This is a genomic window from Paracoccaceae bacterium (assembly GCA_033344815.1).
GTDB lineage: Bacteria > Pseudomonadota > Alphaproteobacteria > Rhodobacterales > Rhodobacteraceae > Roseobacter.
This window is the reverse complement of record JAWPMR010000001.1, coordinates 959,979-985,456: the sequence shown is the minus strand read 5'-3', so window position 1 is coordinate 985,456 and position 25,478 is coordinate 959,979. Positions and strand designations below refer to the sequence as shown.

Sequence of the window (25,478 nt, the reverse complement as noted above, 5' to 3'; positions counted from 1 at the left end):
ATAGCGGGACAGGGGGCTTAAGGGAAGGCTCAGGTGCTGTTAGCGCGAACATTCCGTTCGCGCCACAGCGTATAAAGACCCGATCCGACAATGATGGTTGCGCCAAGAAGGGTCCAGGCGTCTGGGCGTTCGCCAAAAACGAAGACACCCACGATCAGCGCGAATACAATCCGTGAATAGCGGAAAGGCGTTACGAAACTGACCTCACCGATGCGCATGGCGGCCACAATGCCGTAATAGGCAAAGATGCCGATCAGCGTCGCGATGGCGAAATAGACCCAATTGGAGCGTGACAACGCCACCAAGGAGGATTCGTTGATCCACATGAACACGCCCGCGGCTGGGATCAGCACCAGAAAGGCGAGAAAACTTAACTGCAGGGTTGATGTTTCTTTCGGCACGCGTCGGGTGGCAAGGTCACGGATTCCAAGCCCGATCACACCTTGCAGTGCAAAAAGCGAAAGCCAGTCAAACGTTGCCATGCCGGGACGAATGATCAGCAGGACGCCAATGAACCCCACAAGAATGGCAGACCAACGCCGCCAACCAACCGATTCCTGCAAAAAGAGCGCCGCCCCCAGCGTGACAAACAGGGGCGTTGCCTGAAGGATGGCCGAAGCCGAGGACAGCGGCGTCAAAGCGATTGCAGTCACAAACCCCAATGTGCCGATCAATTCGCCAATTGCACGCAGGCCGATCGCCGGTGTCAACATTGCCCTTGTAAAAAGCGGTTGACCCTGTGCGATCAATATACCGGCCACCAACATGGCGCTGCCCAAACCCAGCATACCGACAATCTGGCCGACGGGCAGGTCAACTGCCATCAGTTTTATCAACATATCCTCCATCGCAAAGCCAAGCATAGCCAGCACCATGAAGGCCGCGCCGCGAAAGTTGTCCATGAAGGTTCCTTTGAAGCACCTTTGTGCGTTCTCGCTGGCGTCCCAGAATTGCCCGGCGAGGTCAAGGCTGTATCTTGTGATCGCCAGCGCGCGGCGATCGCAAAAGGATGCGTTGGGCGGCGTCAGCCCATCAACCGTTTGCTCCGTGAACATTATGATTCTTGGGACTCTGTGATGTCAAAATGGGTAAGGAACCCTTGTATGGGAGGTTTTTGGAACGACTGCGCCCAATTCAGGTGCGAAACCCATATCCGGAAATCGCACGGGCCCTGTGCGCCACAGGAGTGGGGATGGATCCATATACCGGTCTCGACGTTTTTCTGCTGTGTTGTCACCTCTGCAAGGTCACGCTGGTCCCGGTTTGGCAACTTCGCATTGGCCGGATTTTTTGAGCCTGCACAGATCAACGATAGATGGCATGCAACTCCGGTTTTTAAAAAAATACTTGGCGCTCTACGCGGAGCGCGGGTCTGTACGACGGGTTGAGCGTCAAGCCAATCAGCGTCAGGCAGGGTTTGCCAGTGTCTTCAGATGGTATCTTTATCGAATTTACCGAATTTACCGAATTTGCCGTTGCCCAAGCCCGGTCCTCGCCAAACCGGGCTCAAAAACATAAACGCTTTGGCATGTAGTTTTGCTGAAACGATGCGAGATCAACACGTCGGGTGCTGTAATACACCAGCCAGTAAGGGCCCGTCGTCACGCCGCATTTTGGCGACAATCGGTGGCACAATTTGCCGGTACTCAGGAAAAGGCGGCGCGCCAGATAATTTTCTGTTTCAGCGCTTTTTCAAAGGAACGCCGTAGAGTTCCAACCGGTGCCCGCGCAATTCATATCCGAGTTTTCGCGCGATCCGGTCCTGTAATTCTTCGATCTCGGCGTCCACAAATTCAATCACTTTGCCGGAATTCATGTCGATCAGGTGGTCATGATGATCGCGCTCGGCGTCCTCGTACCGTGCGCGGCCATCGCCAAATTCGAGCTTGTCGAGGATCCCCGCTTCTTCGAAAAGCTTCACTGTGCGATAGACGGTGGCAATCGAGATGCCCGCATCGATGGCAGAAGCACGTGCATAAAGCTCCTCGACATCCGGATGATCTGCGCTGTCTTCAAGCACCTGAGCAATCACGCGTCGCTGCCCGGTCATGCGCAGGCCCTTGGCCTCGCAGCGTTTGATGATGGATTTGCTCATGCATGCGCCCTTTGATCGTGGCCTGCAGGTGTAGCGGTATTTGTAACACGCTGCCAGATACGTTTTGAAGGATCAGTTGACTTTTGCGCAAGCAGGCCCCATTTGCAACTCAAGCGAAGCCTTCTGCCGCGTGAGCAGTTCTGAGTGCCCGGGTGAAACCCCGCAAGATGCGCTCCTATCTCAAGGCTCGTTGATGTTCCCAAAATCACGCGTGGGTCCAAGCGCAACGAACAGGTGTCGGCATTTGGCCGCGCGTGTGATCCGTTTTGCGTGTCCCAAGCGGTGCCCAGAGGTGGCATGGCAAATATGCAATGCGTGTCTCAAGTGACACGCTGGAAAGAAACGAATGAGCGATTTTGATATGATGGACCTGCCAGCCAAATTGGTGGCACGTCTGACTGAAATGGGTCTGAAGGAACCGACCCCGATCCAGAAGCAGGCGATCCCACACGCGCTGAATGGTCGGGATGTGATGGGGCTGGCCCAAACGGGTACCGGTAAGACGGCAGCCTTTGGCGTGCCGATTGTGGCGCAGATGATGGCCCTTGAGGGGCGTCCGGCGCCCAGGTCAGTGCGGGGGTTGGTGCTGGCGCCAACACGCGAGTTGGCCACGCAGATCAGCGTGAACTTGCGTGCCTTTGCCGAAACCACCCCGATCAAGGTGGCGATGGTTGTGGGCGGCCAATCCATCAACAACCAGATCAAACGCCTCGAGCGCGGTGTCGATCTGCTGGTCGCAACGCCGGGGCGCTTACTGGACCTGATGGACCGTCGGGCCGTGCGTCTCGATGAGGCGGTGTTTCTGGTGCTGGATGAGGCCGATCAGATGCTGGACATGGGTTTCATTCATGATTTGCGCAAGATCGCGAATGTGATCCCCAAGGAACGCCAGACCATGTTGTTTTCGGCCACCATGCCAAAGCAAATGAACGAATTGGCGCAAAGCTATTTGCGCAGCCCGATCCGGGTAGAGGTGTCGCCTCCGGGCAAGGCTGCCGATAAAGTCACGCAAGAAGTGCATTTTATCGCGAAATCCGAAAAAGCGGGCCTGTTGATCGAGATGCTGGACAAACACCGCGAAGAGCGTGCGCTGGTTTTTGGCCGCACCAAACACGGCTCGGAAAAGCTGATGAAAACACTGGTGAAGGCGGGGTATGCCGCTGGATCCATTCACGGGAATAAATCCCAAGGTCAACGTGACCGGGCGATTGCGGCCTTTAAATCCGGTGAAATCAAAGTTCTGGTGGCCACGGATGTGGCTGCGCGCGGTCTTGATATTCCAGATGTGAAACACGTCTATAACTTTGATCTGCCCAATGTGCCGGACAATTACGTGCACCGGATCGGGCGGACCGCGCGTGCGGGCAAAGACGGTGCCGCGATTGCATTTTGCGCCCCGGACGAGATGGGCGAATTGAAGGCAATCCAAAAAACCATGGGCGTCAGCATTCCCGTCGGGTCTGGCCGTCCTTGGGAAGGTGCTGATATTCCGGCGGGGACCAAGCCAAAAGGGCGGGGCCGTGGACGCGGTGGTCGCCCGCAGGGTGGTGGCAATGGCGGTGCAGGTCAGACACCACAGGGCAAAAAACCCGGTGGCGGGCGTAACCGTCGCCGTCGGAGTAAGTCTGGTGGCGGCGGACAACGCGCCGCGTGATCCGCAACTATTGATGAAATAGACCAGACCGGCGACCTCACTGCGGCCGCGGGTCTGGTCAAAATCAGGTGTAGAGAGAAGGCACGCCAAGCTGTTCGTGGATGCCATTCACCGCACGCGCCTCCAAGCCATAGGCCTGCGCCAGTTGATGCAGATATTGCGCCTCGGCCTGATCATCCAGGTTAATACCCATCACGGAAACTGCGTAAATCTGGCTTTCCATGCCGCGCGGCGTTTCCTTGACCAGCGCCTCAATATCGACGGGTTTCGCCATCTCGTTTTGCACAAAAGCGGCTTCTTCCGCGTCAACGTCATCCCCCAATTGACCCAGTAGTTTTTCGCGTTCCCCGTCATCAAGTTTGCCGTCCGACTTCGCAGCCTGAATCATCGCCCGCAGCATGAGAGCCGCCGCTGCTTCCTGATCGGCGCTGGGTTCAATTTCGGCTTGTGGCGTTGCATCAAAGGCCGAATTCAAGACATCGCCAAAGCTGGCATTGCTGGCCTGGGGCCGAGCTTGTGCCTGACCCGTCAGTGCGCCCAAGAGTCCCCCAGCGCCAGCGCCGCCAGCAAGACCTGACAGCATGCCTTGTAGTCCTCCGCCCTGCGCGCCGCCCAGGTTTTCAAGCAAACCACCCAGCCCGCCGGGCAAACCGCCTGCAGAACCTGCACCGGATGCACCGCCCAGAAGGCCACCGAGCATGCTCTGCAAATCGCCACCCGAGGCGCTTTGCCCACCACCTGTGCCTGCGGTGGCATTGCGCATCAGCCCGCCGAGACCGCCACCGCCGCCCCCCATCATGCTTTGCGCACCTTTCGCAACGGCCACCCCAATTGCGACCTTGGCCAGTGTTTTCATCAAACTCATTTTGGATTTTCCCCATCTCTTCAACCAATATTGGACAAGTGTGCCATCATTTGCCTGCGCTGAAAGGGGAATAATCGCGTCATGGCACCTTTTTGCTGGTTTTGGCTGCGAACTGGTTTGTTCTGGGCGATTGACATTCCTTTGCGCCGGTCGCCATCTGAGGCATGGAAAAGAAATCGCACATGGACGCGTTTGGCGCGGCGGCGTTGATCGCATTTGCCTTGCATCTGGCGTTTAATCAAGTGGTTATCAAGATCACCAATGGTGGGTTTGGACCGGTCTTTGCGGCTGGTTTACGATCTTTGGGCGGGGTGTTCGTGTTGCTGCTCTGGATGCATCTGCGCGGTGTGAGTTTTCGCGTGCCGTCTTCGGCAATTGCGCCGGGCGTTCTGAGCGGATCCCTCTTTGGCTTTGAATTCATGTGTCTTTTTTCTGCCTTGGATTTCACAACCGTAAGCCGCGCCTCTGTGATCTTCTACTCCATGCCGGTATGGCTTGCCATCGCGAGCCATTTTCTGAATCCGTCAGACCGTCTGAGTGGCCTGCGTAGCGTGGGTTTGCTGCTGGCCATGGGAGGAGTGGCAATCGCCTTGCTTGATCGGAGCGACACGACCGCCAGCCTGACCGGTGACATTCTGGCGCTGACGTCGGCGATGTGCTGGGCCGGAATCGCGCTTTGTGTGAAGGTCACGCCGCTCAGCACTGTGCCACCTGCGCAGCAGCTTTTGTTCCAGTTGATCGTATCCGCGCCAATTCTGTTGATTGCCTCGCTGTTTTTCGGCGACTTCATCCGGGACTTGCAACCCATCCACATCGCCGGTTTGCTGTTCCAGATCGTCGCGATTGCGAGTCTTGGATTCCTGGCGTGGTTCTGGCTTTTGTCGATCTATCCCGCGTCTTCGGTCGCATCCTTCAGCTTTTTATCGCCGGTCTTTGCGGTCATCTTGGGGTGGTTGCTGCTTGGCGAAAATGTTGGACCAAAGGTCTGGGCGGCTTTGGTGATGGTCGCCGTGGGAATTTACCTGATCAATCGGCGGCCCCAAAAGCCAGAACTTTAGGTGCCGCAGAATGTCGCCGGCACCCGTTGCGCTTTTGTCGGTGGCCGCATCAAATCGATGTCCTTCGTATTGTAGGGATCGGAAAACGCCTTCATCAAACGTTCAAAAGGCGCGTAGTCCCCTGCCACAGCAGCATTGATCATTTCCTCAACGCGGTGATTGCGTGGGATGATCCGTGGCGACGCTGCCTGCATGATTGCTTCGGGTTTTTTTTCGCTGGCCAACCGCGCGCGCCACTGTTCAGACCAGGTGTCGAAAGAGGACCGGTCCACGAACTGGTCGCGCGCGTCACCACGTGCAAGCGCATCAAAGGTATTGATGAAATCGGCCCCATCCTGCTGCATCAGGCTCAGCAACTTATCAATCAAGGTCGCGTCTTCGGGTGTCGGGGCGGCAAGACCCAATTTCGCGCCGAACAATCGTCGCCAGGACTCATCCACTAAATCCGGCGTGCCATGCACGATCTCGCTTGCCTCATCCAGAACAGATTTGGGATCGTCATACAGCTGCAAAAGTGACGTCGCCAGTTGTGCCATATTCCAGACGACAATCCGGGGCTGGTTTGAATAGGCATAGCGACCGGTTCGGTCGATAGAGCTGAACACGGTATCTGCATGGTAGTCGTCAATAAAAGCACATGGACCATAATCGATCGTTTCGCCGGAAATGGCGCAATTGTCCGTATTCATGACACCGTGGATAAAACCCACGGACATCCATGCGGCAATGAGTTCAGCCTGAGCGATGCAGACCTCGCGCAGCAGGTCCATTGGTCCTTCCGCTTGCGGATAATGCCTTGCGATCGCGTACTCTGTCAGGCGTTGAAGTTCCGCTTTCTGTCCGCGATGTGCAAAAACCTCAAACGTACCGACCCGCAAATGGCTTCTCGCAACTCTTGTGAGCACAGCACCAGGCAGAACCGTTTCGCGCACGATATTTTCACCTGTCAGGACAGCGGCAAGGGCGCGCGTCGTTGGAACGCCAAGTGCGTGCATCGCTTCAGAGACAACATATTCTCGCAGCACAGGACCAAGCCACGCACGCCCATCCCCCATCCTGGAATAGGGTGTCGGACCCGATCCCTTCAACTGGATGTCCCTGCGGACACCGTCCGAAGCGATGATTTCACCCAACAGGAGCGCGCGCCCGTCACCCAATTGCGGATTGAAACTGCCAAATTGATGACCGGCATAGAGTTGCGCAAGCGGTTCAGCGCCTTCCGGCACCTGATTGCCGGAAAATACTGCGGCACGCTCAGCTTCCTGCGCCTGCGGCAATCCAAGTAACTTGCCTAAAACATCGTTGTAGGCCAGCACTTTGGGTTCCCTTACGGGCTTAGGGTCGAGCCGCGTGTAAAAAGAGTCCGGCAGGCGCGCATAGCTGTTTTCAAATGGAGCGGTGAATGTCATTTGATGGATATAAGCACTTTTCTACCGGCCTTCCAGCGGTGTGACATTTGCAAATTTGATAATGTTATTTGCAAAGTTTTATTAACTTTGCAAATAACATTATCAAATTTGCAAACCTTCTACAGTTTGCGGGTCATCAGCATGTAATGCGGTCTCATAGCAAAACCGGCGCGTGTATAAAGCCTCTGTGTTTTTTCCGCTGTCCGATCAACTTCCAAATGGATCGCTTTCATGCCAGCGTCTGACAGTGCTCTTGGAAGGCTTTGCAGCGTTTCTGAGGCAATGCCTCGGTCGCGTACGCCCGGGCGTACATAGAGTTCATCGATGAAACCATCGAGGCCTCCGAACTCCAAAGACCAGCCGAAGGTTACTACAATATAACCGATTGGGGCCTTGGGTGGCCCGATCAGGTAAACCACGCCATGTGGCGACCCATCGAGCAGCGGCGCAATGCCTGCACGGCGCGGCTCCGACTCTAAATCGATGCCGGTTTCCTGATGAAATGCCGCGACGAGTGCGTCCAGTTTGTCCAGATGGTCCGGGGTCGCCAGCGTCAGGGCGGCGCTCATAGTCGTGCCAATCGGCGGGTAAGGAGATCAAAAAAACCGTCTGCATCAATGTCTCCGATGAACAGAGCATTTTTTGGGCGATCCGTAACACCCCACCAATCGGCGACAGTCATGCCCATGGTCAATTCCGAAGTGGTTTCAATTTCAACGTTAACCTGGCGACCGGAAAAAAGATCAGAATCAATGAGGTAGGCCATGACACAAGGATCATGTAACGGTGCACCCTCAGATCCGTATTTTGCCTTGTCAAAACGCTCAAAGAAATCTGTCATCTCTGCAACGGCGGTTCCAACCGGCGTGCGTAACTTCCGAAACGCCTCATTCCGCGGCTTTGTGACCAACGCTTTATGCGTGACATCCAGAGGCATCACAACAAGCGGAATTTTCGAATTAAACACGATTTCAGCAGCCTGTGGGTCGACGTAGATATTGAATTCCGCCGTCGGTGTGATGTTACCAACTTCGAAATAAGCGCCGCCCATCAACACGATTTCTTGAACCCGTTCCGCGATATCCGGCGCTTTTTGCAGCGCATGTGCGACATTGGTGAGTGGCCCCAAGGCACATAGCGTTACCGATTGACTGTTTGCCTGACGCAAGGTGTCGATAATAAAGTCAACAGCATGGCCTTCCTGGAGCGGCATTTCCGGGTCAGGCAGGACAGGTCCATTCAGACCGGTTGCCCCGTGAACATGCTCTGCTGTTACCAGTTTGCGACCCATAGGCTGAGCGTAGCCTGCAAAGACCGGCACGTCCGTGTGTCCCGCCAATTCGCAGATAATACGGGCATTTTTGGACGTCAGAGATAAGGGTACGTTACCTGCCACACAGGTAATCCCAAGAACATCGATGTCCTCCGGGCTGGCCAATGCGAGAAGAATGGCGACGGCGTCATCTTGGCCTGGATCCGTGTCGATGATGATTTTGCGGGGGGACATGCGAGCTCCAGATTCGAAAGAGCGCGACAGTCGCAAGGTCTTTATATTTTGTCCAGTCGGTCAAGATTATTTGTGCAAGGGAGCGCTCATCTGTTGACCTTACGACAAGCTTTGCAAATGGCTAACAGTCGAGTTGCAAATACTGTCCTCCGATGATGCTAAGGGTGCTGCCTCTACCAGCCGGATTTGCGTTCTCCGCGCGAAAACGTGAGATGTCGCACTGACGCACAACCAGTATACTTGTCTCTTTTGTCACTAAAGTGATCCGGAAAATCAGAGTTTTTGCGGTTTCCGGCGTGTTGAAGGATTTATCACGTCAGGTGCACATACCTTTTAAGGCGCGTCAAACCGGGGCGCCGTCGCTTTTTCTTCAGCGCACTTCCGGAAATACGTGATGGATGTGCGTAAATGCGGATCCCGAGCCGCAGACTACTGGCGTTCGGATTGTTTGACTGCTTCCCAGAGGGCATCCATTTCAGCCAGATCACTCTCGGCTGGCGTTTTTCCACGCGCCTTCAATCCTGCCTCCACAGATTCAAACCGACGGGTAAATTTGGCGTTGGCGGCGCGCAAGGCAGCCTCCGGGTCGAGGCCAAGATGGCGTCCCAGATTAGCCATGACAAACAGCAGGTCGCCATATTCTTCCTCGACCTCCGCTTGTGTCAATTGATCTTTGGCCTCAACTAGTTCGCCGGCTTCTTCGGTGATTTTGTCCAGCACCTGCGTTGTGGAAGGCCAGTCAAACCCGACGCGGGCCGCCCGTTTTTGCAGCTTCAGCGCGCGCAGCAGGGCGGGCAACCCAATGGCAACGCCGTCCAATGTCCCCTGTTGCGCCTTACCGGCCCGTTCGGAGGCTTTTATTGCCTCCCAGTCAGCGGTTTGCTGGTCAGCGCTCTTGTCACAGGATGCGTCCCCAAAGACATGCGGATGTCGCGTGACCATCTTGTCCGAAATCGCGCGTACAACACTGTCAAATGTAAAGTGTCCAGCTTCTTCGCCCATTGCCGCGTGATAGACCGTTTGCAACAGCAAATCACCCAATTCACCCTCAAGCTCGGCCCAATCTTCGCGGGCAATGGCATCCGCGACTTCATAAGCCTCTTCAATGGTGTAGGGGGCGATTGTATCGAAATCTTGTTCAATATCCCATGGACACCCTGTTTCGGGGTCCCGCAACCGCCGCATGATTTCAAGCAGGCGCTCAATACCCGCATTACGGTCGTGGATCAGGTCTTCAGCCATTGCAGGTCGCCCATCTGTCGTGTCACAAGCACATGACAAATTATGCGACGAGGAGTCCAGCCCATGCCCGTGGTTAACCGCATTGCCGATATGAGTGCTGAAATGACCGCTTGGCGGCAGCACTTGCACAGCATTCCCGAGCTTGGACTGGAATGTCATCAGACGTCTGCCTTTGTGGCAGAGCGTTTGCGAGAGTTTGGGGTTGACGAAGTGCACGATGGGATTGCCAAGACCGGGATTGTGGCGATCATCAATGGGCAAGGCGCGGGGCCAACCATCGGGCTGCGCGCGGATATGGATGCCCTGCCGATCACCGAGGAAACCGGTGTTGAATATGCCTCGACCCATACCGGCAAAATGCACGCTTGTGGCCATGATGGGCACACAACGATGTTGCTGGGGGCAGCGAAATACCTTTGCGAAACACGTAATTTCGCTGGTCGTGTGGCGCTGATTTTTCAACCCGCCGAAGAGTTTGGCGGCGGCGGTGAGGTGATGGTGCAGGAGGGCATCATGGACACGTTTGACATCGCGCAGGTCTATGCGATCCACAATGCGCCGGGCAAGGAATTCGGCAGTTTCAACACCACGCCCGGTCCCATCATGGCGGCGGCAGACACGTTTCATATTCATATCACCGGTGTTGGGGGCCATGCCGCGCGCCCGCACAGTTGTGTTGATCCGGTGATCGCGGCCTGTTCGATGGTGCAGGCATTGCAAAGCATTGTGAGCCGGAATCGGGACCCCAAGGATTCACTGGTGATTTCCACGACACAAATTCACACCGGTACGACGGATAATGTGATCCCCGAAACGGTTTACATCAACGGCACGGTGCGCACCTTTGACAAAGAGGTGCAGGCCATGGTTGTGCGCCGCATGGAGGAAATCGTGGCGGGGCAGGCAGCGTCCTTCGGGCTTGAGGCAAAGCTGGAATTTGAGTTCGGCTATCCGCCGACAGTCAATGACGCGACCAAAGCGGGCTTTGCAGTTGAGGTCGCCTCGGAAATAGCGGGCGCGGCGGCAATCAATGACAACATCACACCGGTCATGGGGGCGGAAGATTTTTCATACATGCTGGAAGCCCGCCCAGGTGCCTATCTGATGTTGGGACAGGGAGAGGGCGCGGGCGTTCATCACCCGAAGTATAATTTCAATGATGAGATCGCACCAATTGGTGCGTCGTTTTTCGCGCGGCTTGTGGAGCGGGCACAACCTGTTGCCGGGGCCTGAATCATGGCGCTGGAAGATGCAAAAACACAGATGGATCATGCGTTTACGCGCGATGACCTCAAGGGACCGAGTTTCGAGCTGACCTTTGGTGGGGCGACGTCCTTCCTGCGGCGCAAATATACCAAAGACCTCACCGGCGTCGATATCGCGGTGACAGGGGTTCCGTTTGACCAAGCAGTGACAAATCGGCCCGGCACACGACTTGGCCCACGCGCCATCCGCGAGGCCTCGGCATTGCAGGCTCCCGATGCGCCTTATGGGTGGCCGTTTGATGTGCTGAGCGAACGCGCGATTGTGGATTACGGTGATCTGGCTTTCGACTACGCCAATGTGCCGGCTTTCCCCGATGCGCTGACAACACATATCCGTGGCATTCTGGACGCGGGCGTGGCCAGTGTGGTGTTGGGTGGCGATCATTACATCAGCTTTCCGATCCTCAAGGCCTATGCCGAGAAATACGGGCCGATCAGCCTGTTGCAGTTTGATGCGCATACGGACACTTGGGTGGATGATGATTTCAGCCGGGTGGATCACGGCACCATGTTTTACAAGGCGGTCAAATCCGGCGTCGTTGACCCGGCGACCAGCGTGCAGGTCGGGATTCGCACCACCAACGCGGACACTTTGGGCGTGACGATCATTGACGCGCGCGAGGTGCATGAAAAAGGTACTGCTGCCGCCGTGGCCAAGATCAAATCGGTTTTGGGCAACCAGTCTTGTTATCTGAGTTTTGACATTGACGCGTTGGACCCGGCGTTTGCGCCCGGCACCGGCACCCCGGTTTGGGGGGGATTGACCTCGGCGCAGGCGGCGATGATGCTGCGTTATCTGGCTGGGATAAACATAAAAGGCGGTGATGTGGTCGAAGTGTCGCCTCCCTTTGACACCACCGGCGCGACGGCAATTGCCGGCGCCCATGTGGCAACAGAAATACTGAGCCTGTTAGGCTGGCGCATGCGGACAGAGGTTAAACCATGAGCACAAAAAACCAACCCATCAGCGGTAATGATCTTGCGCGCTTTTCTGGCACCGGCAGTTTCATGCGCCTGCCTTATGTAAATGATCTCAAAGGGTTGGATGTGGCCGTTCTGGGCATTCCGATTGATATTGGTACATCCTGGCGGTCCGGTACGCGGTTTGGCCCCAAAGAGGTGCGCGCGCAATCGGCGATGATCAGGCCCTATCACATGGGCACAGGTGCCGCGCCGTTTGACAGCCTGCAAGTGGCGGATATCGGTGACCTGGCGATCAATACCTTTTCACTGGCGGACAGTTTGAAGATCATTGAGGACAGCTATAAGTCGATCCTGAATTACGATGCGATGCCGATGGCGATTGGCGGTGATCATTCCATCACCCTGCCGATCTTGCGTGCGATGAACCGTCGCCACGGGCCGGTTGCTCTGGTTCATGTGGACGCGCATGCAGATGTAAACGACCAGATGTTCGGAGAGCGCGAAACCCATGGCACAGTGTTTCGCCGCGCCCATGAAGAAGGGCTAATTCTGCCGGAAAAAACCTATCAGATCGGGTTGCGCGGCACTGGTTATACGGCCCAGGATTTTACCGATGCGCAGAAATGGGGATTTCAGCAATTCCCGGCGCAGGAATTGTGGCATCGCACGCTCACCACACTGGGCGGTGAGGTGCGCCGGGACATCGGGCCGGAGACACCGGTCTATGTCAGCTTTGATATTGACAGTCTGGATCCGGCCTTTGCCCCCGGCACCGGCACGCCAGAGATTGGTGGATTGACGACGGCGCAGGCGATGGAGTTGATCCGGTCGCTCAAGGGGCTGAACATCATCGGTTGTGATCTGGTTGAAGTTTCCCCGCCCTATGATCTTAGTGGGAACACCGCCTTGGTGGCGGCGAACCTTCTGTTTGAGATGCTGTGCGTCCTTCCGGGCGTGGCGTATCGTTGACGGTGCGGCGCAGAGAGTATTTATGGCCAAAAGACGCAGGAAAGGCGTGAGAATGATCGGTACTCTTCTGGTCGTCCTGATTGTGGCCTTCATGAGCTACGTGCGGTTTTCACCGCTGCCTGCTGAGCGCTGGCACCAAAGCATTGCGGCCGCATCTGACACGGACTTCGCGGGGGGTGCGGTGCGCGTGTTGCCGGGCAATGCGGCGCTTTTTGCGCGCATGGATCAGGTGATGACCAGCTTCCCGCGCACGCGGATCTTGGCGGGGTCGCGGCAAGATGGGCATATCACCTATGTCACCCGCTCAGCAGTTTTCGGGTTTCCGGACATAACAACAATTGAGCTTCAGGGAGATGACATCAAGTTATATGCGCGGTTGCGGTTCGGGGCGTCAGATCTGGGCGTCAACCGCAAACGATTGGAGCGGCTGATCGCCGGTGCCAAGGGAGGATGAGAGGCATCCTTGTTCGACTTCGCGCCACATCGGAACGTTCAAAGACATCTGGCATTGCGCCATGAACATGCGTCCATCCACCTGCAGGCAAATGGTCTGACCGAGTTCGATGCGCGTGCCTGATTTGTCCGTGCAATAGCACTCCACGGTTTTGCCGCCCGGATAGGTTATATCGGCAAATCCCGGCCCTGCCAGACAGAGTAGAATGAGGGTCAATCGTTTCATCCTCAGAAGAATAGCACGCGTGTCGCCCTTGACCAATGGCTTTCAATATCGGACAGAGCACTATGATCCCACGCGAGCGATTAGAACAGATAACGGCCCGGTTTCAGTATCTTGAAGCGGCTATGGCGGCGGGCGATCCGGCGGCTGATATTGCGGCCTTGGCCAAAGAGTATTCTGATCTGCGCCCCGTGGTGGAACAGATTTCGGCCTACCAACAATTGCAAAGTGATCTGGAAGACGCAGAAGAAATGCTGTCCGATCCGGATATGGCAACACTTGCACAGGACGAAATTCCCCGCATCAAAGCGGCCTTGCCCGGCGCGGAAGCTGATTTGCAACTGGCTTTGCTGCCCAAAGATAAGGCGGATGCGAAACCCGCGATGCTCGAAATTCGTCCTGGTACAGGTGGGGACGAGGCGGCGCTGTTTGCCGGTGATTTGTTGCGGATGTATCAGCGTTATGCAGAGGCGCAGGGGTGGAAATTCGATATCATCGAGCTTCAGGAAACTGAACTGGGCGGGATCAAGGAGGTCGTTGCCCACATCAAGGGTCAGGATGTTTTTGCGCGCCTTAAATATGAAAGCGGCGTGCACCGGGTTCAACGCGTGCCCAGCACGGAAAGTGGCGGCCGAATTCACACATCAGCAGCTACCGTCGCGGTTCTGCCCGAGGCCGAAGATGTAGACATCCAGATCGATGCAAATGATTTGCGCATAGATACCATGCGGTCTTCGGGCGCGGGCGGGCAGCATGTGAACACCACAGACTCCGCTGTGCGGATTACCCATATTCCAACCGGTTTGGTGGTGACGAGTTCGGAAAAGTCACAGCATCGCAACCGCGAGATCGCGATGCAGGTGCTCAAGGCTCGGCTGTATGACGCCGAGCGCAATCGGGTGGACAGCGAACGATCCGCAGATCGCGCAGCACAGGTTGGATCGGGGGATCGCTCCGAACGTATCCGCACCTATAATTTCCCGCAGGGGCGCATGACGGATCACCGCATAAATCTTACGCTTTATCGGTTGGATGCGGTGATGCAAGGCGATCTGGACGAGATCGCGGATGCGCTCACGGCCGACGCACAAGCGCGGCAAATGGCGGAGATGGGACAGTGACAGCCGCAGAGGCCATGGTGGCAGCGATGGCCCGCTTGCGCGCAGCGGGCGTGCCGGATCCGGCGCGCGATGCGCGGGTGTTATTGGCCCATGCGGCATCGGTGGATGCAGCGCGGGTTACGCTGATTGCGCCAGAAGACATCGCGCCGGAAATTGCGGAACGCTATGATAATCTGATCGCCCTGCGCGCTGTGCGGGTCCCGGTATCTCAACTGATCGGCGCGCGCGAGTTCTATGGCCGCGCCTTTGACGTCAACCGCGATGTGCTGGACCCACGACCCGAGACAGAAGCTTTGATCGAGGTGGCGCTATCGGCGCCTTTTGAGCGGGTATTGGATCTTGGGACCGGGTCGGGCTGTATTCTTGTGACGCTTTTGGCCGAACGCACAGACGCGCAAGGCATCGGCGTCGACATCAGCGAAAACGCCTGTTTGCACGCCAGCGCCAATGCCGCGCGCCACGCTGTGGCGGACCGCGCACAGATCCTGCAGTCGGATTGGTTTGATGCGGTGGAGGGTCGGTTTGATCTGATTGTGTCGAACCCACCCTATCTGAGTCTGAGCGAAATGGACGAGGTCCAGCCGGAGTTGCGAGACCATGAGCCGCGTATCGCTCTTACTGATGAGCAGGATGGGCTGTCGGCTTACCGCGTCATCGCGGCACACGCTCAAGGATATTTGAATGCGCAGGGTCGCGTTCTGGTTGAGACGGGCTGGAAGCAAGGGCGCGAGGTCGCGCAGATTTTCGAGGCGCAAGGCTGGGGTGAGGTAGCGATTCTCCCGGATCTGGGGGGGCAGGACCGCGTTGTTTTCGCCTCCAAACCTGGTTAACAAAGCCTGAAAACACTGGAAAATTTCGCAAAAATAGTTAAAATATGGCATTAGCCCTTGCAGCAGCGCGCAGGCCGTGCTTATTCAAACATGTTGCAGCGGTGGAGGCTCCCGGAGCGGTCCCGCGCGGCGTTATGCCCAACATATAGACACCCCGGTTTTAAAAAAGCGCGAAGCGCACTCCGGTTACAGGATTCACAGCACGAAGGCTGAGCCAACCTCATGAAATCATCGAGATCCCGGTCCCGCTCGAAGAGCAACCGCAACCGGTCCCAAGGCAATCAAGGCGGCAACGTCGTCAACCGCGTGTTCGACAGTTCCGGACCCGAAGGCAAAGTGCGTGGGACCCCACAACAGATCATCGAAAAATACAATCAATTGGCGCGCGATGCGCAGTTGAGTAATGATCGGGTTGCCGCTGAGAACTTTCAGCAGCACGCGGAGCATTACACCCGCATGTTGGCCGAAGCGCAGCGCGAGATTGATGCGCGTCGCGAAGAGCAGGATCGCCAGAACCGGGAACGTCAGGCGGAACGTGACCGGGAACGGGCCGAGCGTCAGGAACGTGACGCCGCCCATGCCGCGGAACAGCAGGCGTCTCAACCCCAGCCACACGCGCAACCGCAGCCGCAAGTACAGCCGGATACAGTGGATGAGGACACAGAGAGCAATCTGGTGGAAACGCCTGAGAGCCAACCTGAAACCAAACCCAAGCCAAAACCCAAACGGACGCCGCGTCGCAAACCGCGTCCGAAACCAGCGGCCAGCGATGACGTGCAACCCGGCGGTGATGACGCCCCGGAAGCCGCGGAATAATCCTAAAACAGATTGCTCGCTTTGGGGTCGGGTGCGTTCAGGGTCGCGCAATTTCCCGGGCAAGGGCGCAAAAACCCTCCAGCGGAATTTGTTCGGCGCGGTCCGTTGGTTTTAACCCAGCACGGATGAGTCGATCTTCGATATCTGGTGCCACGCCCTTGAGCGCAGCGCGCAGCATCTTGCGTCTTTGGTTGAAGGCTGCTGCGACCACGCGGCTTAGAACAGCGGCATCTGCAGGATAACGCGGTTCGGTGAGCGCTGTCAGATGCACCACACTGCTGGATACCTTGGGCGGCGGCGTAAAGGCTTCCGGTGGCAGTTGCAGCACAATCCGGGCTTCGGATCGCCATTGCGCCAGAATCGCGAGGCGGCCATATGTCTTGCTGCCTGGCTGTGCGACAATGCGATCTGCCACTTCCCGCTGAAACATCAGGGTCAGGCTTTGCCAGAAGGGGGGCCATTTCTCCGGCGTCAACCAACGCACCAGAAGTTCCGTCCCGATGTTATAGGGCAGGTTGGCCGCAACCCGGATGGGCGGTGTCAGGTGGGCAAGCGGGTCGATTTGCAACGCATCCCCTTCCATGACGCTCAACCGGTCGGGATAGGCCTGCGTGATTTCGGCCAGCGCGGGCAGGCATCGTGCGTCCTTTTCAATCGCCAGCACATGGCGTGCCCCCTCAGAGAGGAGGCCGCGCGTCAAACCACCCGGGCCCGGCCCGATTTCCAGCACATCACACAGGCTCAGATCGCCCGCCTGCCGCGCAATCTTGGCTGTGAGGTTCAGGTCCAGCAAGAAGTTCTGTCCCATGGATTTGCGGGCTTGCAGGTCATGGGTGCGGATCACGTCCCGCAGCGGTGGAAGGCTGTCAATTGTGCTCATGCGTTAGATCGCATTTGCCATTTTCGCCGCCAGTTTCAGCGCCTCGATCATACTTGTTGGATTGGCAATGCCTTTGCCCGCGATATCAAATGCGGTGCCGTGATCAGGCGAGGTGCGCACAAACGGCAATCCCAGTGTGACATTGACGCCCTTGTCGAAATCCAGCGTCTTGATCGGGATCAGCGCCTGATCGTGATACATCGCGACGGCGGCGTCATATCCGGTGCGTGCCGCTGCATGAAACATCGTGTCGGCAGGCAGAGGGCCGCGCAGATCATGGCCCTCATCGCGCATCTGATCCAAAAGCCCGGCAATCCAGTCTAGTTCCTGCCGACCCATGGCGCCCCCTTCACCAGCATGCGGGTTCAAGCCTGCGACGGCGATGCGCGGGTTGGGAATGCCAAAGCGCCCCTGCAGGGCACTCTCTGTGATCTCGATCGTTTCCCGCAACAGTTCCGGTGTCAGCGCTTTTGGTACATCCTGCAGCGCGATATGGATGGTTGCAGGCACAACGCGAAGCTGCTCGGACGCCAGCATCATCACCGCGCGCCCACCTCCCGCGAGATCCGCCAGGTATTCAGTATGGCCGGGATAGGCAAAATCCGCTCCCTCGATCAGTGCTTTTTTGTGAATGGGAGCGGTGCAGAGGGCACAGGCCTCCCCGGATTGTACAAGCCCCACGCAGGCGGCGATCACCTCGATGACCCCTTGCGCATTCTGTGGATCGGGCGTTCCGGGCGTGGCCGGATTTGCAAAATCACGATGCAATACCGGCAAGGCCTCAGGCGTCATTGCGGCGGCCTCTGACAAGGCGCTGATGACCTCATAGCGGGTGCCTTCGGGCAGGTGGCGCGTATCGCCCATCCAGACAAGCGTCATGTCTGATTTCACAGCAGACCATGCGCGCGCCGCGATCTCCGGACCGATCCCTGCAGGTTCGCCGCAACTGATGATGACAGGCGCTTTTGGAGCGTTCACGGCGTGATGATGCGGGCGTCTGCGCGCAGTTGGTCCAAAAGGCTATCGGCATAAGCGTTAATGCGGTTCGCGCGCAACGCTGCCGCTGCGTCTTCGCGCGCGACGTCTTCATTCACCGCCGCCGTGCGACCACACATCATCAGAAACACCAGCGTCTGGCCGTTGTTCCGGGTCAAAGCGGTTGAAATCTCGCCGGGGTCGAGCTTGCTCAATTCGATTGCGATGTCTTGCGGAACCTCGGCGGGGGGAAGTGTTGTGCGCTCCAGGGTTTCCGCAGGCTCGCCCTGAGCCAAACCGTAAAGATCGTCGCATTGATCAACCTGCGCGCTCACCTTGCTTGCCGCTGCCAACCCTTCTGGCGTCCGTCCTCCGGGGATATAATAGATCGCATATTCGAGGGCCGCGAATTCCTGACTTGCGCCGCCTGTTTCCTCGATTTCGCGCAACTGGAACAGGGCAACCGCATCGGGGATATTCAACGGATCCGTGACGTCCCCCGGTGCCAGTGACAAGAGCAAAGGCCGCAAGACGGGCGGAAGATTGTTCAGGTTCTGCCACGGCAAGCGGCCACCGTCTTCGCGTGATGCGGTTGCGGAGAATTCGCGGGCGTAGTCGGAAAACTCTTCCTGTGACTGCGATTGCGCGATTTCGATGGCCAGTTGTTCCACATCCTCGCGACTTTCCGGCGGCGCGGGGATGATGATCTCGGACACCAGAACACGGATTCCAGTGGTTCCGACTGTGGAGCCGAGAGCCCGGTCAATCTCTTCTTCGGTAATTTCAACCCGCGCCCCGTAGCGCGCCGCAATCAGATCGCGCCATGCAATACCGACCTCGATAAAGCTGCGGAAACTGGCTTCCGCGACACCATTTTCACCAAGAGCAGTAAGAAACTCATCTTTTTCCATGTTGGCGCGCCCAGCAAATTCAACGATGGCGGTTTCGATGCCTTCTTCCGTCAATTCCAGCCCGGAGGCTGCAATAAACTCTGATTGAAGGCGTTCATTGATCAGCGCCTCAATAACCGCAGAACGGTTGGAACCCGGTGCGTTCAGCAGGCGCAAAAACGTGACCCGCTGGTCGACTTCAAATTCAGTTACAACATCGTCATTGACCAGAACGATGGGATCAAAAAGGTTCTGTGCCTGCAGAGGAGCCGCAATGCTCAATCCAAGCGCCACTGCCAAAACATGTCTCATACTGCTCACTGCGCTCATTTTCTTAATTCCCGCATGTTCTTGTGTATGTTTCAGTGCCTTTGCGCGCTGAAAACCCGCGTAGCCCGATGGATAAGCCCAAAGTCGTAGTGGGTGCAAGGCTTTGGGAAGTCGCAAAGTCGCGACTGACGGCAAAATCGACGGATACGCATTCATTGTTGTACCTGAGGCCCATTCCGATATTGGCGGCGCGATCCAACGGGATATCATAGCGCCAGTTGGCGGAGGTGGACCAATATTGATTGACACGATAGATGCCAGCCAATGCGATTTCGGCAATGTTGTCGGGACGGTCTTCCTCCTCATCCTGCGTCAGCCAAACGTAGCTGCCCGCCAGGCTGCCTCTGTTATGAATGTAACTCCCACGAATTTCAGCTTTTGAAAAATCGAATCCGGCATCAAAGAGAGTACGCGCCGTGATCGACCAATTGTTGCTGGATTTGATCTGGCCCGCCACCAAGTAATTCGATGTCGTTCCGGTCAGGCCGGATGTGACCGTAAAGGCGTCATCTGCTTCATCGCGCAAGACCTGCCCCAGCGTCAGTGAGGTTTCATATCCATTTGGATCAAAACGGGCCCAGTTCAGACCAATCGCCGTTGCACGGCCTCTTTCGCGCCGGTCAGGCTCTGGAAACCGCGACAGGGCAATCAGATTACCACCATCAAATTCGACCCGGGTGCTTTCTTCGTTGGGGATGTTGAGCCGGTCGCCGCCGGTCCAGGCAAATTGCACAATCGGTTCTAACAATTCGGTCACCCCTCCGGCGGAACTGCGCGACATTGGATAGCGAAAGGCAATTCTGCCATGAGGGCTCAACTGGGTCTGTGTTTGGGGAATTGAGCTGTCCTGCGTGATATTGAACAAATCTGCCGCCGCCCCCAGAACCAGTTCGGTGCGCAGCCCTTGCGAGAGTGTCCAGCTGCGCAACCAATCGACTTCCGTGCTGAAACGGCCGACATCGCGCCCCACGATATCCTCGTCGGAATAGCGGTAGTGACTGTGCCCATTCACATCCAGACGCACTTCGCCGCCCAATGCCGTGGGAAAATACCGTGCTTCATAGATACCGTCCGCAACAATGGTCGGCAGTTCTGCATTGACGTCAGCATCGCGCAGGGACTTGAACGCGATGACACTGCCGGAAATGAACTCGTCGCGGCGGGCGCGGCTTATCGTAATTGCACTGTCGAGCCTGTCTTTGCCTGAGAAATCATAATTGCTCAGGTAGGCGTTATCCGAGGTAAGTTCGACATCGAAGTCCAGTCGGAAATCATTCTTCAGCGCAAATTGCCCAATACCAAAAACATAAGCGCGCACTTCGCCGGGACGAATGTCGTCGCGGCTTACGGCACCATTGAATTCAATGCGTCCGTTTACAAAAGCCTGGCGATATCGAAGTTCAAGCGTGCGGGTATTCGCGGATATATAGGGCGTCACGGTAAGATCCCGATCGTCCCCAAGTTTGATGAAGTAGGGAAGTTTGATGCCTGTACCCAATTGGCTCGTTGTGCGCAGCGAGGGGATCAAGAATCCAGTAGCACGTTCCAGCGTCGGGTCGGGCAGACGCAATTGCGGCAGGTAAAGTATGGGAATGTCGAGAATGCGAAACTGCGCTCCATTGAAGTAAAGCTGGCGTTCCTCCTTGTCATGGATAACGCGTTTTGCACGGATCTGCCACAGCGGCGGGCGGCCGTCTTCACATACCTTACAAGAGCTTACAGTTGTTTTGTAGAGCTGGCTGTAGCGACTGTTAACACGTTGCAGCTGCACTGCGGCCAATTGCAACTGTTGATCCAGAACCAGCCTTGCGCTGGTTAACAAGCCAGTCTGTAACGTCGTATCAAGCTCCGCAGCCGAAGCGAGGACGGTTATGCCTTCGCCATCCTGAAGCGTGATCGGACCGGTGATCGTCAATGCGCCGGTGTCGCGGTCATAGCGTATTTCCTTTGCAGTGATCCGTGTCGGACCCTGAAACGCCTCGACATTTCCGCGTGCGATCAGCTCTCGGTCATTCGCGATAAACAACTCGTCTGCAATCAAAACCGCCGGTACAGGCTCTTCCTCTTGAGCCCACAACGTGAACGGGCAAAACAGCATCAAACAGACGGTAACAACACGCAACACGGTTTCAGCCATCCTCCGCATGGAGCAATAGGCCCAAAGCAAGAAGAACCGCTGCGATGGGCGGGGCCCATGCCGCCAAGTAAATCGGGATCTGGCCGTTTTCGCCCAGAATCTGTGCAAAGCTGCGGATGAAATACAAGCTAAACCCCAAAAGTACAGCCGACAGCACTGCAATACCCGTGCCGCCAAGCCGGGTATGGCGCATCGTGAAAGCGCTCGCAATCAAAACCATCGCCATCAGAAACAGCGGGCGTGCCAATTCCGACTGGAACCAAACCCGGTGCTTGCGTGACGAAAATCCAGCGCGGTCCAGTTGCGCGATAAATTCGGGCAATTTCCAGATAGAAATCGCGCTTGGTCGTGCAAAGCTTTCCCGAATACGGTCCAGTGTCAGGCTGGACGGAATGAAGAGTTCTTCGTGGATTTCTGCATTTGCTTCCGAATTCCAGCCTTCTTCCAGCCGCCAGAGCTTCACATCTCGCAAAACCCAACCGCCTTCCTGAAGCGCCGCGCTGCGCGATACAATACGGCGTACCGGACCCTGACCGGGTGCGTAAGTAATGATTGTAACGTCATAAAGTATGGACGCATTTGCATTGGACCGCCAAGCCCGAATGACCGACTGACCCTCGGCATCCCCCTGTCGAAGCCAGAGGCCTTGTCCGGAAATGGAAAGGGTTGATGCACCGCCGGTCCTGTAACTTTCTGCCAACTCGCTGTAGCGTTTCGAAGTGCCCGCAACGATCGGGTTAAGCATGGTCACTGCCAGTGCGCCAATGATGAGTGCCACGATCACAGGCGCATGCAGGGCGCGCAACCCTGAACGACCCGCTGCCCGGGTTGCCACAAGTTCAGACGAGCGCGCCAGACCGATGAACATTGCGATGGTGCTCAGGATCATGATCAAAGGCAGGATCTCGTTCACAGTGTGAGGCACATTCAAGAAAGTGAGGCCAATTATGCGGCCAAAACTGACGCCAAGATCGCCGAACACCCGGGTTTGGTCCACAAGATCGACCAGTGCTACGAGTGAAAATAGCACGACCGTCAATACGAGGAAATTGGTCGCAAATCGCCGCGCAAAGTAGAAATGCAGGATCATGCTGCGACCTCACCTGCAAGGGACACCTGAGGTCTGCGCCGTTTCGGGCGCGCCACATACCACAGCATAGCCAAAGCAAGCAGACTTCCGAAGAGGACCGGCACATAGAGTAGCGGCCACAGCCGGGGATCATCGCGGACGGGGTTCTGCAGGGTGGAGCGCGCACCGTTTATCAACAATAACAATCCGAAGGCGATCACCACTTCTCGCCAGACACCAAATCGCGAATACCCTCCTACCAACAGCGTCGTGAACCCGATCATGGCGGCCACAATACAAAACAGGGGCTCCGCAAAGCGTGCATGAAATTCCTCCGCCAAGTGTCCTGTGGGCTGTCCCGTTTGTTCTGACAATTCTGCCCAAGACACCATTAAATCCGGCGTGATCATGTTGCGCGCAACCAATCCATGTGACGCGTCATTTCGAACCAATGTACTGATATCGAAAGAAAAATCTGTAAAATGTGCTGTCGAGAGGCGATTTGTGATGCTGCTGAGACGCTGGACCATCCCATCCACCATGATCAATGTCGTCGTGTCGAGATTTCGTATCAGATAAGCCTCATCGGCAGTATAAATGACGCCTTCTTCTGGTTTGCGACCGTCCGATAGGAAAACGTCTTTCAAAACACCTTCCTCGGTGATCTCACCCGCATAAAACGTGACAGATTGAGAGGGATGCAAAAACGCGCCTTCGGTCAAAAGCCGTGATGTAGCGTTTTGCGAGATTTCCGCCTCCCGTTCGCCCAATTGCGCCAGCGCCAAAGGCAAAAGGACGTGCTGGAGCACCGACGCCATCAAGAACACCAGAAAGCCAAAGACAAATACAGGCCGGGCAAGACGATACGGGCTGGAGCCGGTCGCCTGCATGACAGTTAATTCGCTCTCGTTGTTCAGTCGATTTGTGACATAGACTGTCGCTGCAAATGCGGAGATCGGCAAAACAGTCGTAATAAGTTTGGGCAAACCAAGGGCGGTAAATTCTAGAAATACCAAAGCCGATTGCCCGTCGCTGATCAGGCGATCAAACAGGATGACCGCGCGGTTGATCCAGAAAACGGCGACCAGAACAAGTGAGAAAAAGCCGAACAGAACAAGCAATTGCGACAGGACATATCTGTCGATTCTGCTCACCCCGTTCCCCTTGTACTCATGCGCGTCATTGTTGAGGTCACGATAGACCAATCTGTGACGCTGTAAAACTGCTATCTGGTCATTGGCGGAGGAGCGCGCTAGGTCCTAAGGGACGTCAAATCTTGAAAGGCCACGCCCATGACACTGCTCACTGCCGTAACATTCACCCAAACTGATATTCAACGGCTTGCGGAGCATGAGGGCCGCGTGGGACTCGTTGTTGACACGGCGGGTAAACTTGATGTGGCGGGGCGCCGTGTTAACCGACTTTGCAAGGGTGCTTTGAAACGCGCAGTGGATGCACGGGTCGAAAAGGGCTTGAAAGAGGGCGATGGCCTGACCCTGGCCTATCCCGCGGGCATGGCGGCGGAGGCCGTGGATGTTTTGTTTCTGGGCCGATCCGTCTCGGAAACTGTTGCGCGCAATGCGGGTGGCAAACTGGGCAGTCAGCGTGGCAAGGCGAATCTGCTGCTGGCCGTGGGATCTTTGCGCCGCGCGCCGCATGTGGTTCAGGGTGCTGTGTTGCGTGACTATCAGTTCCGGGATCACAAAACATCGGATGATGCGCCCGAAGGAGCCATTGATGTGATGTGCAACGATCCAAGCGGCATGGAGGCCGCGGCGGCCCCCTTGTTGGCGGTGGCGGATGGCACCTTCATGACACGTGATCTGGTCAATGAACCCGCAAATATTCTGACCACGACAGAATTCGCCAATCGCCTGGCCGAAATGGAAGCCTTGGGGCTGAAGGTCGAAGTTCTTGAGGAAGATAAGCTCGAAGAGCTGGGGATGCGCACCTTGTTGGCCGTGGGACAAGGCTCTGCCAGTCCATCCAAAGTGGTCGTCATGCAGTGGCAGGGGGGTGAAGAGGGTGCCGCACCGCTGGCGCTGATCGGTAAGGGAGTGGTCTTTGACACCGGCGGTATCAGCCTGAAACCAGCCGGCGGCATGGAAGACATGACAATGGACATGGGCGGGGCCGGCACGGTTGCCGGTGCCATGCGTGCGCTGGCTCTGCGAAAGGCCAGCGCCAATGTGGTCGGCATTGTCGGGCTGGTAGAGAACATGCCTTCGGGTACGGCAATCCGTCCCGGTGACGTGGTGCATACAATGAAAGGGGATACGGTTGAGATCCTCAATACCGATGCTGAGGGGCGTTTGGTTCTGTGTGATGTGATGTGGTATGCACAGGAACGGTTTGAACCGGCGGGCATGATCGATCTTGCAACCCTCACGGGGGCGATCATCATTGGTCTCGGACATGAAAATGCCGGCGTGTTTTCAAATGACGATACGCTCTGCAATGCCTTTCTGAAGGCCGCGGCAACCGAGGAGGAAGGCGCCTGGCGCATGCCCTTGGGTCAGGCCTATGATGACATGCTGAAGTCTCCGATTGCGGATATGAAAAACATTGGTGGGCGTCCGGCGGGCTCCATCACTGCAGCGCAGTATTTGTTGCGTTTTGTCAAGAAAGACGTGCCGTGGATCCATTTGGACATCGCGGGGGTTGCATCTTTGAAAACGCCAACGAAGCTTGCTCCCAAGGGGGCAACAGGCTGGGGCGTGCGGGCGCTGGACCGATTGGTCGCGGATATGTTCGAAAAGGGGTAAG

24 protein-coding genes are annotated in these 25,478 nt (G+C 56.6%); 10 read left to right on the top strand and 14 right to left on the bottom strand.

Going from position 1 to position 25,478, the window contains the following annotated elements:
• Nucleotides 1-29 precede the first annotated feature (29 nt).
• Both R8G34_04545 and R8G34_04540 read right to left on the bottom strand, forming a co-directional pair.
• On the bottom strand, nt 30-902 hold the full coding sequence (locus R8G34_04545; protein MDW3222145.1) for a DMT family transporter: 873 nt from the start codon (nt 900-902) through the stop codon (nt 30-32).
• Between the two features lie 779 nt (nt 903-1,681).
• Nucleotides 1,682-2,095, bottom strand: coding sequence for a Fur family transcriptional regulator (locus R8G34_04540; GenBank protein ID MDW3222144.1), 414 nt, complete (start codon nt 2,093-2,095; stop codon nt 1,682-1,684).
• A gap of 346 nt (nt 2,096-2,441) precedes the next feature.
• Between R8G34_04540 and R8G34_04535 the strand changes: the two genes are divergently transcribed.
• Complete coding sequence (locus R8G34_04535) at nt 2,442-3,749, top strand: DEAD/DEAH box helicase (GenBank protein ID MDW3222143.1); 1,308 nt, start codon at nt 2,442-2,444, stop codon at nt 3,747-3,749.
• Nucleotides 3,750-3,813: 64 nt separating this feature from the next.
• On the opposite strand, the gene R8G34_04530 is transcribed toward R8G34_04535, so the two are convergent.
• The gene (locus R8G34_04530; protein ID MDW3222142.1) at nt 3,814-4,614 is read right to left on the bottom strand and encodes a tellurite resistance TerB family protein; all 801 of its coding nucleotides are present in this window, start codon (nt 4,612-4,614) and stop codon (nt 3,814-3,816) included.
• Nucleotides 4,615-4,778: 164 nt separating this feature from the next.
• On the opposite strand from R8G34_04530, the gene R8G34_04525 reads away from it, so the two are divergent.
• Nucleotides 4,779-5,672, top strand: coding sequence for a DMT family transporter (locus R8G34_04525; protein MDW3222141.1), 894 nt, complete (start codon nt 4,779-4,781; stop codon nt 5,670-5,672).
• On the opposite strand, the gene R8G34_04520 is transcribed toward R8G34_04525, so the two are convergent.
• From R8G34_04520 to mazG, 4 genes are all read right to left on the bottom strand, one after another.
• Nucleotides 5,669-7,081: a YdiU family protein gene (locus tag R8G34_04520; GenBank protein ID MDW3222140.1), complete on the bottom strand. Its 1,413-nt coding sequence runs from the start codon at nt 7,079-7,081 to the stop codon at nt 5,669-5,671. The genes R8G34_04525 and R8G34_04520 overlap by 4 nt on opposite strands.
• Nucleotides 7,082-7,200: 119 nt before the next feature.
• Nucleotides 7,201-7,650, bottom strand: a complete 450-nt coding sequence (locus R8G34_04515) for a GNAT family N-acetyltransferase (protein ID MDW3222139.1) — start codon at nt 7,648-7,650, stop codon at nt 7,201-7,203.
• On the bottom strand, nt 7,647-8,588 hold the full coding sequence (locus R8G34_04510) for a nucleoside hydrolase (GenBank protein ID MDW3222138.1): 942 nt from the start codon (nt 8,586-8,588) through the stop codon (nt 7,647-7,649). The genes R8G34_04515 and R8G34_04510 overlap by 4 nt, the downstream gene beginning before the upstream one ends.
• Before the next feature lie 429 nt (nt 8,589-9,017).
• Nucleotides 9,018-9,830: a nucleoside triphosphate pyrophosphohydrolase gene (gene mazG / locus R8G34_04505; protein ID MDW3222137.1), complete on the bottom strand. Its 813-nt coding sequence runs from the start codon at nt 9,828-9,830 to the stop codon at nt 9,018-9,020.
• A gap of 63 nt (nt 9,831-9,893) precedes the next feature.
• Between mazG and R8G34_04500 the strand changes: the two genes are divergently transcribed.
• Genes R8G34_04500 through R8G34_04485 form a run of 4 tightly spaced genes read left to right on the top strand, consistent with a single transcriptional unit; the run spans nt 9,894 to nt 13,442 of the window.
• A complete protein-coding gene (locus R8G34_04500; GenBank protein MDW3222136.1) occupies nt 9,894-11,063 on the top strand; it encodes a M20 aminoacylase family protein in 1,170 nt (389 codons plus the stop codon).
• A gap of 3 nt (nt 11,064-11,066) precedes the next feature.
• Complete coding sequence (gene speB, locus R8G34_04495) at nt 11,067-12,041, top strand: agmatinase (GenBank protein ID MDW3222135.1); 975 nt, start codon at nt 11,067-11,069, stop codon at nt 12,039-12,041.
• Complete coding sequence (gene speB, locus R8G34_04490) at nt 12,038-12,988, top strand: agmatinase (GenBank protein MDW3222134.1); 951 nt, start codon at nt 12,038-12,040, stop codon at nt 12,986-12,988. Before speB (R8G34_04495) ends, speB (R8G34_04490) begins: the two co-directional genes overlap by 4 nt.
• A gap of 52 nt (nt 12,989-13,040) precedes the next feature.
• Nucleotides 13,041-13,442: a DUF1499 domain-containing protein gene (locus R8G34_04485; protein MDW3222133.1), complete on the top strand. Its 402-nt coding sequence runs from the start codon at nt 13,041-13,043 to the stop codon at nt 13,440-13,442.
• Here R8G34_04485 and R8G34_04480 read toward each other — a convergent pair.
• Nucleotides 13,380-13,667: a hypothetical protein gene (locus R8G34_04480; GenBank protein ID MDW3222132.1), complete on the bottom strand. Its 288-nt coding sequence runs from the start codon at nt 13,665-13,667 to the stop codon at nt 13,380-13,382. The two genes, R8G34_04485 and R8G34_04480, sit on opposite strands and share 63 nt — an antisense overlap.
• 62 nt (nt 13,668-13,729) lie before the next feature.
• On the opposite strand from R8G34_04480, the gene prfA reads away from it, so the two are divergent.
• The 3 genes from prfA to R8G34_04465 all read left to right on the top strand — a co-directional run bounded on the left by prfA (nt 13,730) and on the right by R8G34_04465 (nt 16,431).
• The gene (gene prfA, locus R8G34_04475) at nt 13,730-14,785 is read left to right on the top strand and encodes a peptide chain release factor 1 (GenBank protein MDW3222131.1); all 1,056 of its coding nucleotides are present in this window, start codon (nt 13,730-13,732) and stop codon (nt 14,783-14,785) included.
• A gap of 14 nt (nt 14,786-14,799) precedes the next feature.
• Nucleotides 14,800-15,615, top strand: a complete 816-nt coding sequence (gene prmC / locus R8G34_04470; protein MDW3222130.1) for a peptide chain release factor N(5)-glutamine methyltransferase — start codon at nt 14,800-14,802, stop codon at nt 15,613-15,615.
• A 222-nt stretch (nt 15,616-15,837) separates the two neighbouring features.
• Nucleotides 15,838-16,431 carry a DUF4167 domain-containing protein gene (locus tag R8G34_04465; GenBank protein ID MDW3222129.1) on the top strand — a complete coding sequence of 198 codons (594 nt, stop codon included), beginning with the start codon at nt 15,838-15,840 and terminating at the stop codon, nt 16,429-16,431.
• Nucleotides 16,432-16,468: 37 nt separating this feature from the next.
• Here the strand turns inward: R8G34_04465 and rsmA are convergent, their stop codons facing one another.
• Genes rsmA through lptF form a run of 6 tightly spaced genes read right to left on the bottom strand, consistent with a single transcriptional unit; the run spans nt 16,469 to nt 23,866 of the window.
• Nucleotides 16,469-17,311, bottom strand: a complete 843-nt coding sequence (gene rsmA, locus R8G34_04460; GenBank protein MDW3222128.1) for a 16S rRNA (adenine(1518)-N(6)/adenine(1519)-N(6))-dimethyltransferase RsmA — start codon at nt 17,309-17,311, stop codon at nt 16,469-16,471.
• Between the two features lie 3 nt (nt 17,312-17,314).
• Nucleotides 17,315-18,289 carry a 4-hydroxythreonine-4-phosphate dehydrogenase PdxA gene (gene pdxA, locus R8G34_04455; GenBank protein ID MDW3222127.1) on the bottom strand — a complete coding sequence of 325 codons (975 nt, stop codon included), beginning with the start codon at nt 18,287-18,289 and terminating at the stop codon, nt 17,315-17,317.
• Complete coding sequence (locus R8G34_04450; GenBank protein ID MDW3222126.1) at nt 18,286-19,488, bottom strand: peptidylprolyl isomerase; 1,203 nt, start codon at nt 19,486-19,488, stop codon at nt 18,286-18,288. Before R8G34_04450 ends, pdxA begins: the two co-directional genes overlap by 4 nt.
• Nucleotides 19,489-19,510: 22 nt before the next feature.
• Nucleotides 19,511-21,643, bottom strand: coding sequence for an LPS assembly protein LptD (gene lptD / locus R8G34_04445; GenBank protein ID MDW3222125.1), 2,133 nt, complete (start codon nt 21,641-21,643; stop codon nt 19,511-19,513).
• Nucleotides 21,636-22,733: an LPS export ABC transporter permease LptG gene (lptG, locus tag R8G34_04440; GenBank protein MDW3222124.1), complete on the bottom strand. Its 1,098-nt coding sequence runs from the start codon at nt 22,731-22,733 to the stop codon at nt 21,636-21,638. Before lptG ends, lptD begins: the two co-directional genes overlap by 8 nt.
• Complete coding sequence (lptF, locus tag R8G34_04435; protein MDW3222123.1) at nt 22,730-23,866, bottom strand: LPS export ABC transporter permease LptF; 1,137 nt, start codon at nt 23,864-23,866, stop codon at nt 22,730-22,732. The genes lptG and lptF overlap by 4 nt, the downstream gene beginning before the upstream one ends.
• A 138-nt stretch (nt 23,867-24,004) precedes the next feature.
• Here lptF and R8G34_04430 point away from each other — a divergent pair, with 138 nt between their 5' ends.
• Entirely contained in the window at nt 24,005-25,477 is a 1,473-nt protein-coding gene (locus R8G34_04430) for a leucyl aminopeptidase (protein ID MDW3222122.1), read from the top strand.
• The last annotated feature ends 1 nt before the right edge of the window (nt 25,478 follow it).

Excerpts from the sequence above, each read along its gene's own strand:
- R8G34_04500 (MDW3222136.1), top strand. The coding sequence starts at position 9,894 with ATGCCCGTGGTTAACCGCATTGCCGATATGAGTGCTGAAATGACCGCT.
- mazG (MDW3222137.1), bottom strand. The coding sequence starts at position 9,830 with ATGGCTGAAGACCTGATCCACGACCGTAATGCGGGTATTGAGCGCCTG.
- R8G34_04545 (MDW3222145.1), bottom strand. The coding sequence starts at position 902 with ATGGACAACTTTCGCGGCGCGGCCTTCATGGTGCTGGCTATGCTTGGC.
- R8G34_04510 (MDW3222138.1), bottom strand. The coding sequence starts at position 8,588 with ATGTCCCCCCGCAAAATCATCATCGACACGGATCCAGGCCAAGATGAC.
- R8G34_04515 (MDW3222139.1), bottom strand. The coding sequence starts at position 7,650 with ATGAGCGCCGCCCTGACGCTGGCGACCCCGGACCATCTGGACAAACTG.
- R8G34_04450 (MDW3222126.1), bottom strand. The coding sequence starts at position 19,488 with ATGAGACATGTTTTGGCAGTGGCGCTTGGATTGAGCATTGCGGCTCCT.
- R8G34_04530 (MDW3222142.1), bottom strand. The coding sequence starts at position 4,614 with ATGAGTTTGATGAAAACACTGGCCAAGGTCGCAATTGGGGTGGCCGTT.
- R8G34_04465 (MDW3222129.1), top strand. The coding sequence starts at position 15,838 with ATGAAATCATCGAGATCCCGGTCCCGCTCGAAGAGCAACCGCAACCGG.
- rsmA (MDW3222128.1), bottom strand. The coding sequence starts at position 17,311 with ATGAGCACAATTGACAGCCTTCCACCGCTGCGGGACGTGATCCGCACC.
- lptG (MDW3222124.1), bottom strand. The coding sequence starts at position 22,733 with ATGATCCTGCATTTCTACTTTGCGCGGCGATTTGCGACCAATTTCCTC.
- speB (MDW3222135.1), top strand. The coding sequence starts at position 11,067 with ATGGCGCTGGAAGATGCAAAAACACAGATGGATCATGCGTTTACGCGC.
- R8G34_04520 (MDW3222140.1), bottom strand. The coding sequence starts at position 7,081 with ATGACATTCACCGCTCCATTTGAAAACAGCTATGCGCGCCTGCCGGAC.
- lptD (MDW3222125.1), bottom strand. The coding sequence starts at position 21,643 with ATGGCTGAAACCGTGTTGCGTGTTGTTACCGTCTGTTTGATGCTGTTT.
- R8G34_04485 (MDW3222133.1), top strand. The coding sequence starts at position 13,041 with ATGATCGGTACTCTTCTGGTCGTCCTGATTGTGGCCTTCATGAGCTAC.
- R8G34_04430 (MDW3222122.1), top strand. The coding sequence starts at position 24,005 with ATGACACTGCTCACTGCCGTAACATTCACCCAAACTGATATTCAACGG.
- prfA (MDW3222131.1), top strand. The coding sequence starts at position 13,730 with ATGATCCCACGCGAGCGATTAGAACAGATAACGGCCCGGTTTCAGTAT.
- R8G34_04540 (MDW3222144.1), bottom strand. The coding sequence starts at position 2,095 with ATGAGCAAATCCATCATCAAACGCTGCGAGGCCAAGGGCCTGCGCATG.
- prmC (MDW3222130.1), top strand. The coding sequence starts at position 14,800 with ATGGTGGCAGCGATGGCCCGCTTGCGCGCAGCGGGCGTGCCGGATCCG.
- R8G34_04525 (MDW3222141.1), top strand. The coding sequence starts at position 4,779 with ATGGAAAAGAAATCGCACATGGACGCGTTTGGCGCGGCGGCGTTGATC.
- R8G34_04480 (MDW3222132.1), bottom strand. The coding sequence starts at position 13,667 with ATGAAACGATTGACCCTCATTCTACTCTGTCTGGCAGGGCCGGGATTT.
- speB (MDW3222134.1), top strand. The coding sequence starts at position 12,038 with ATGAGCACAAAAAACCAACCCATCAGCGGTAATGATCTTGCGCGCTTT.
- R8G34_04535 (MDW3222143.1), top strand. The coding sequence starts at position 2,442 with ATGAGCGATTTTGATATGATGGACCTGCCAGCCAAATTGGTGGCACGT.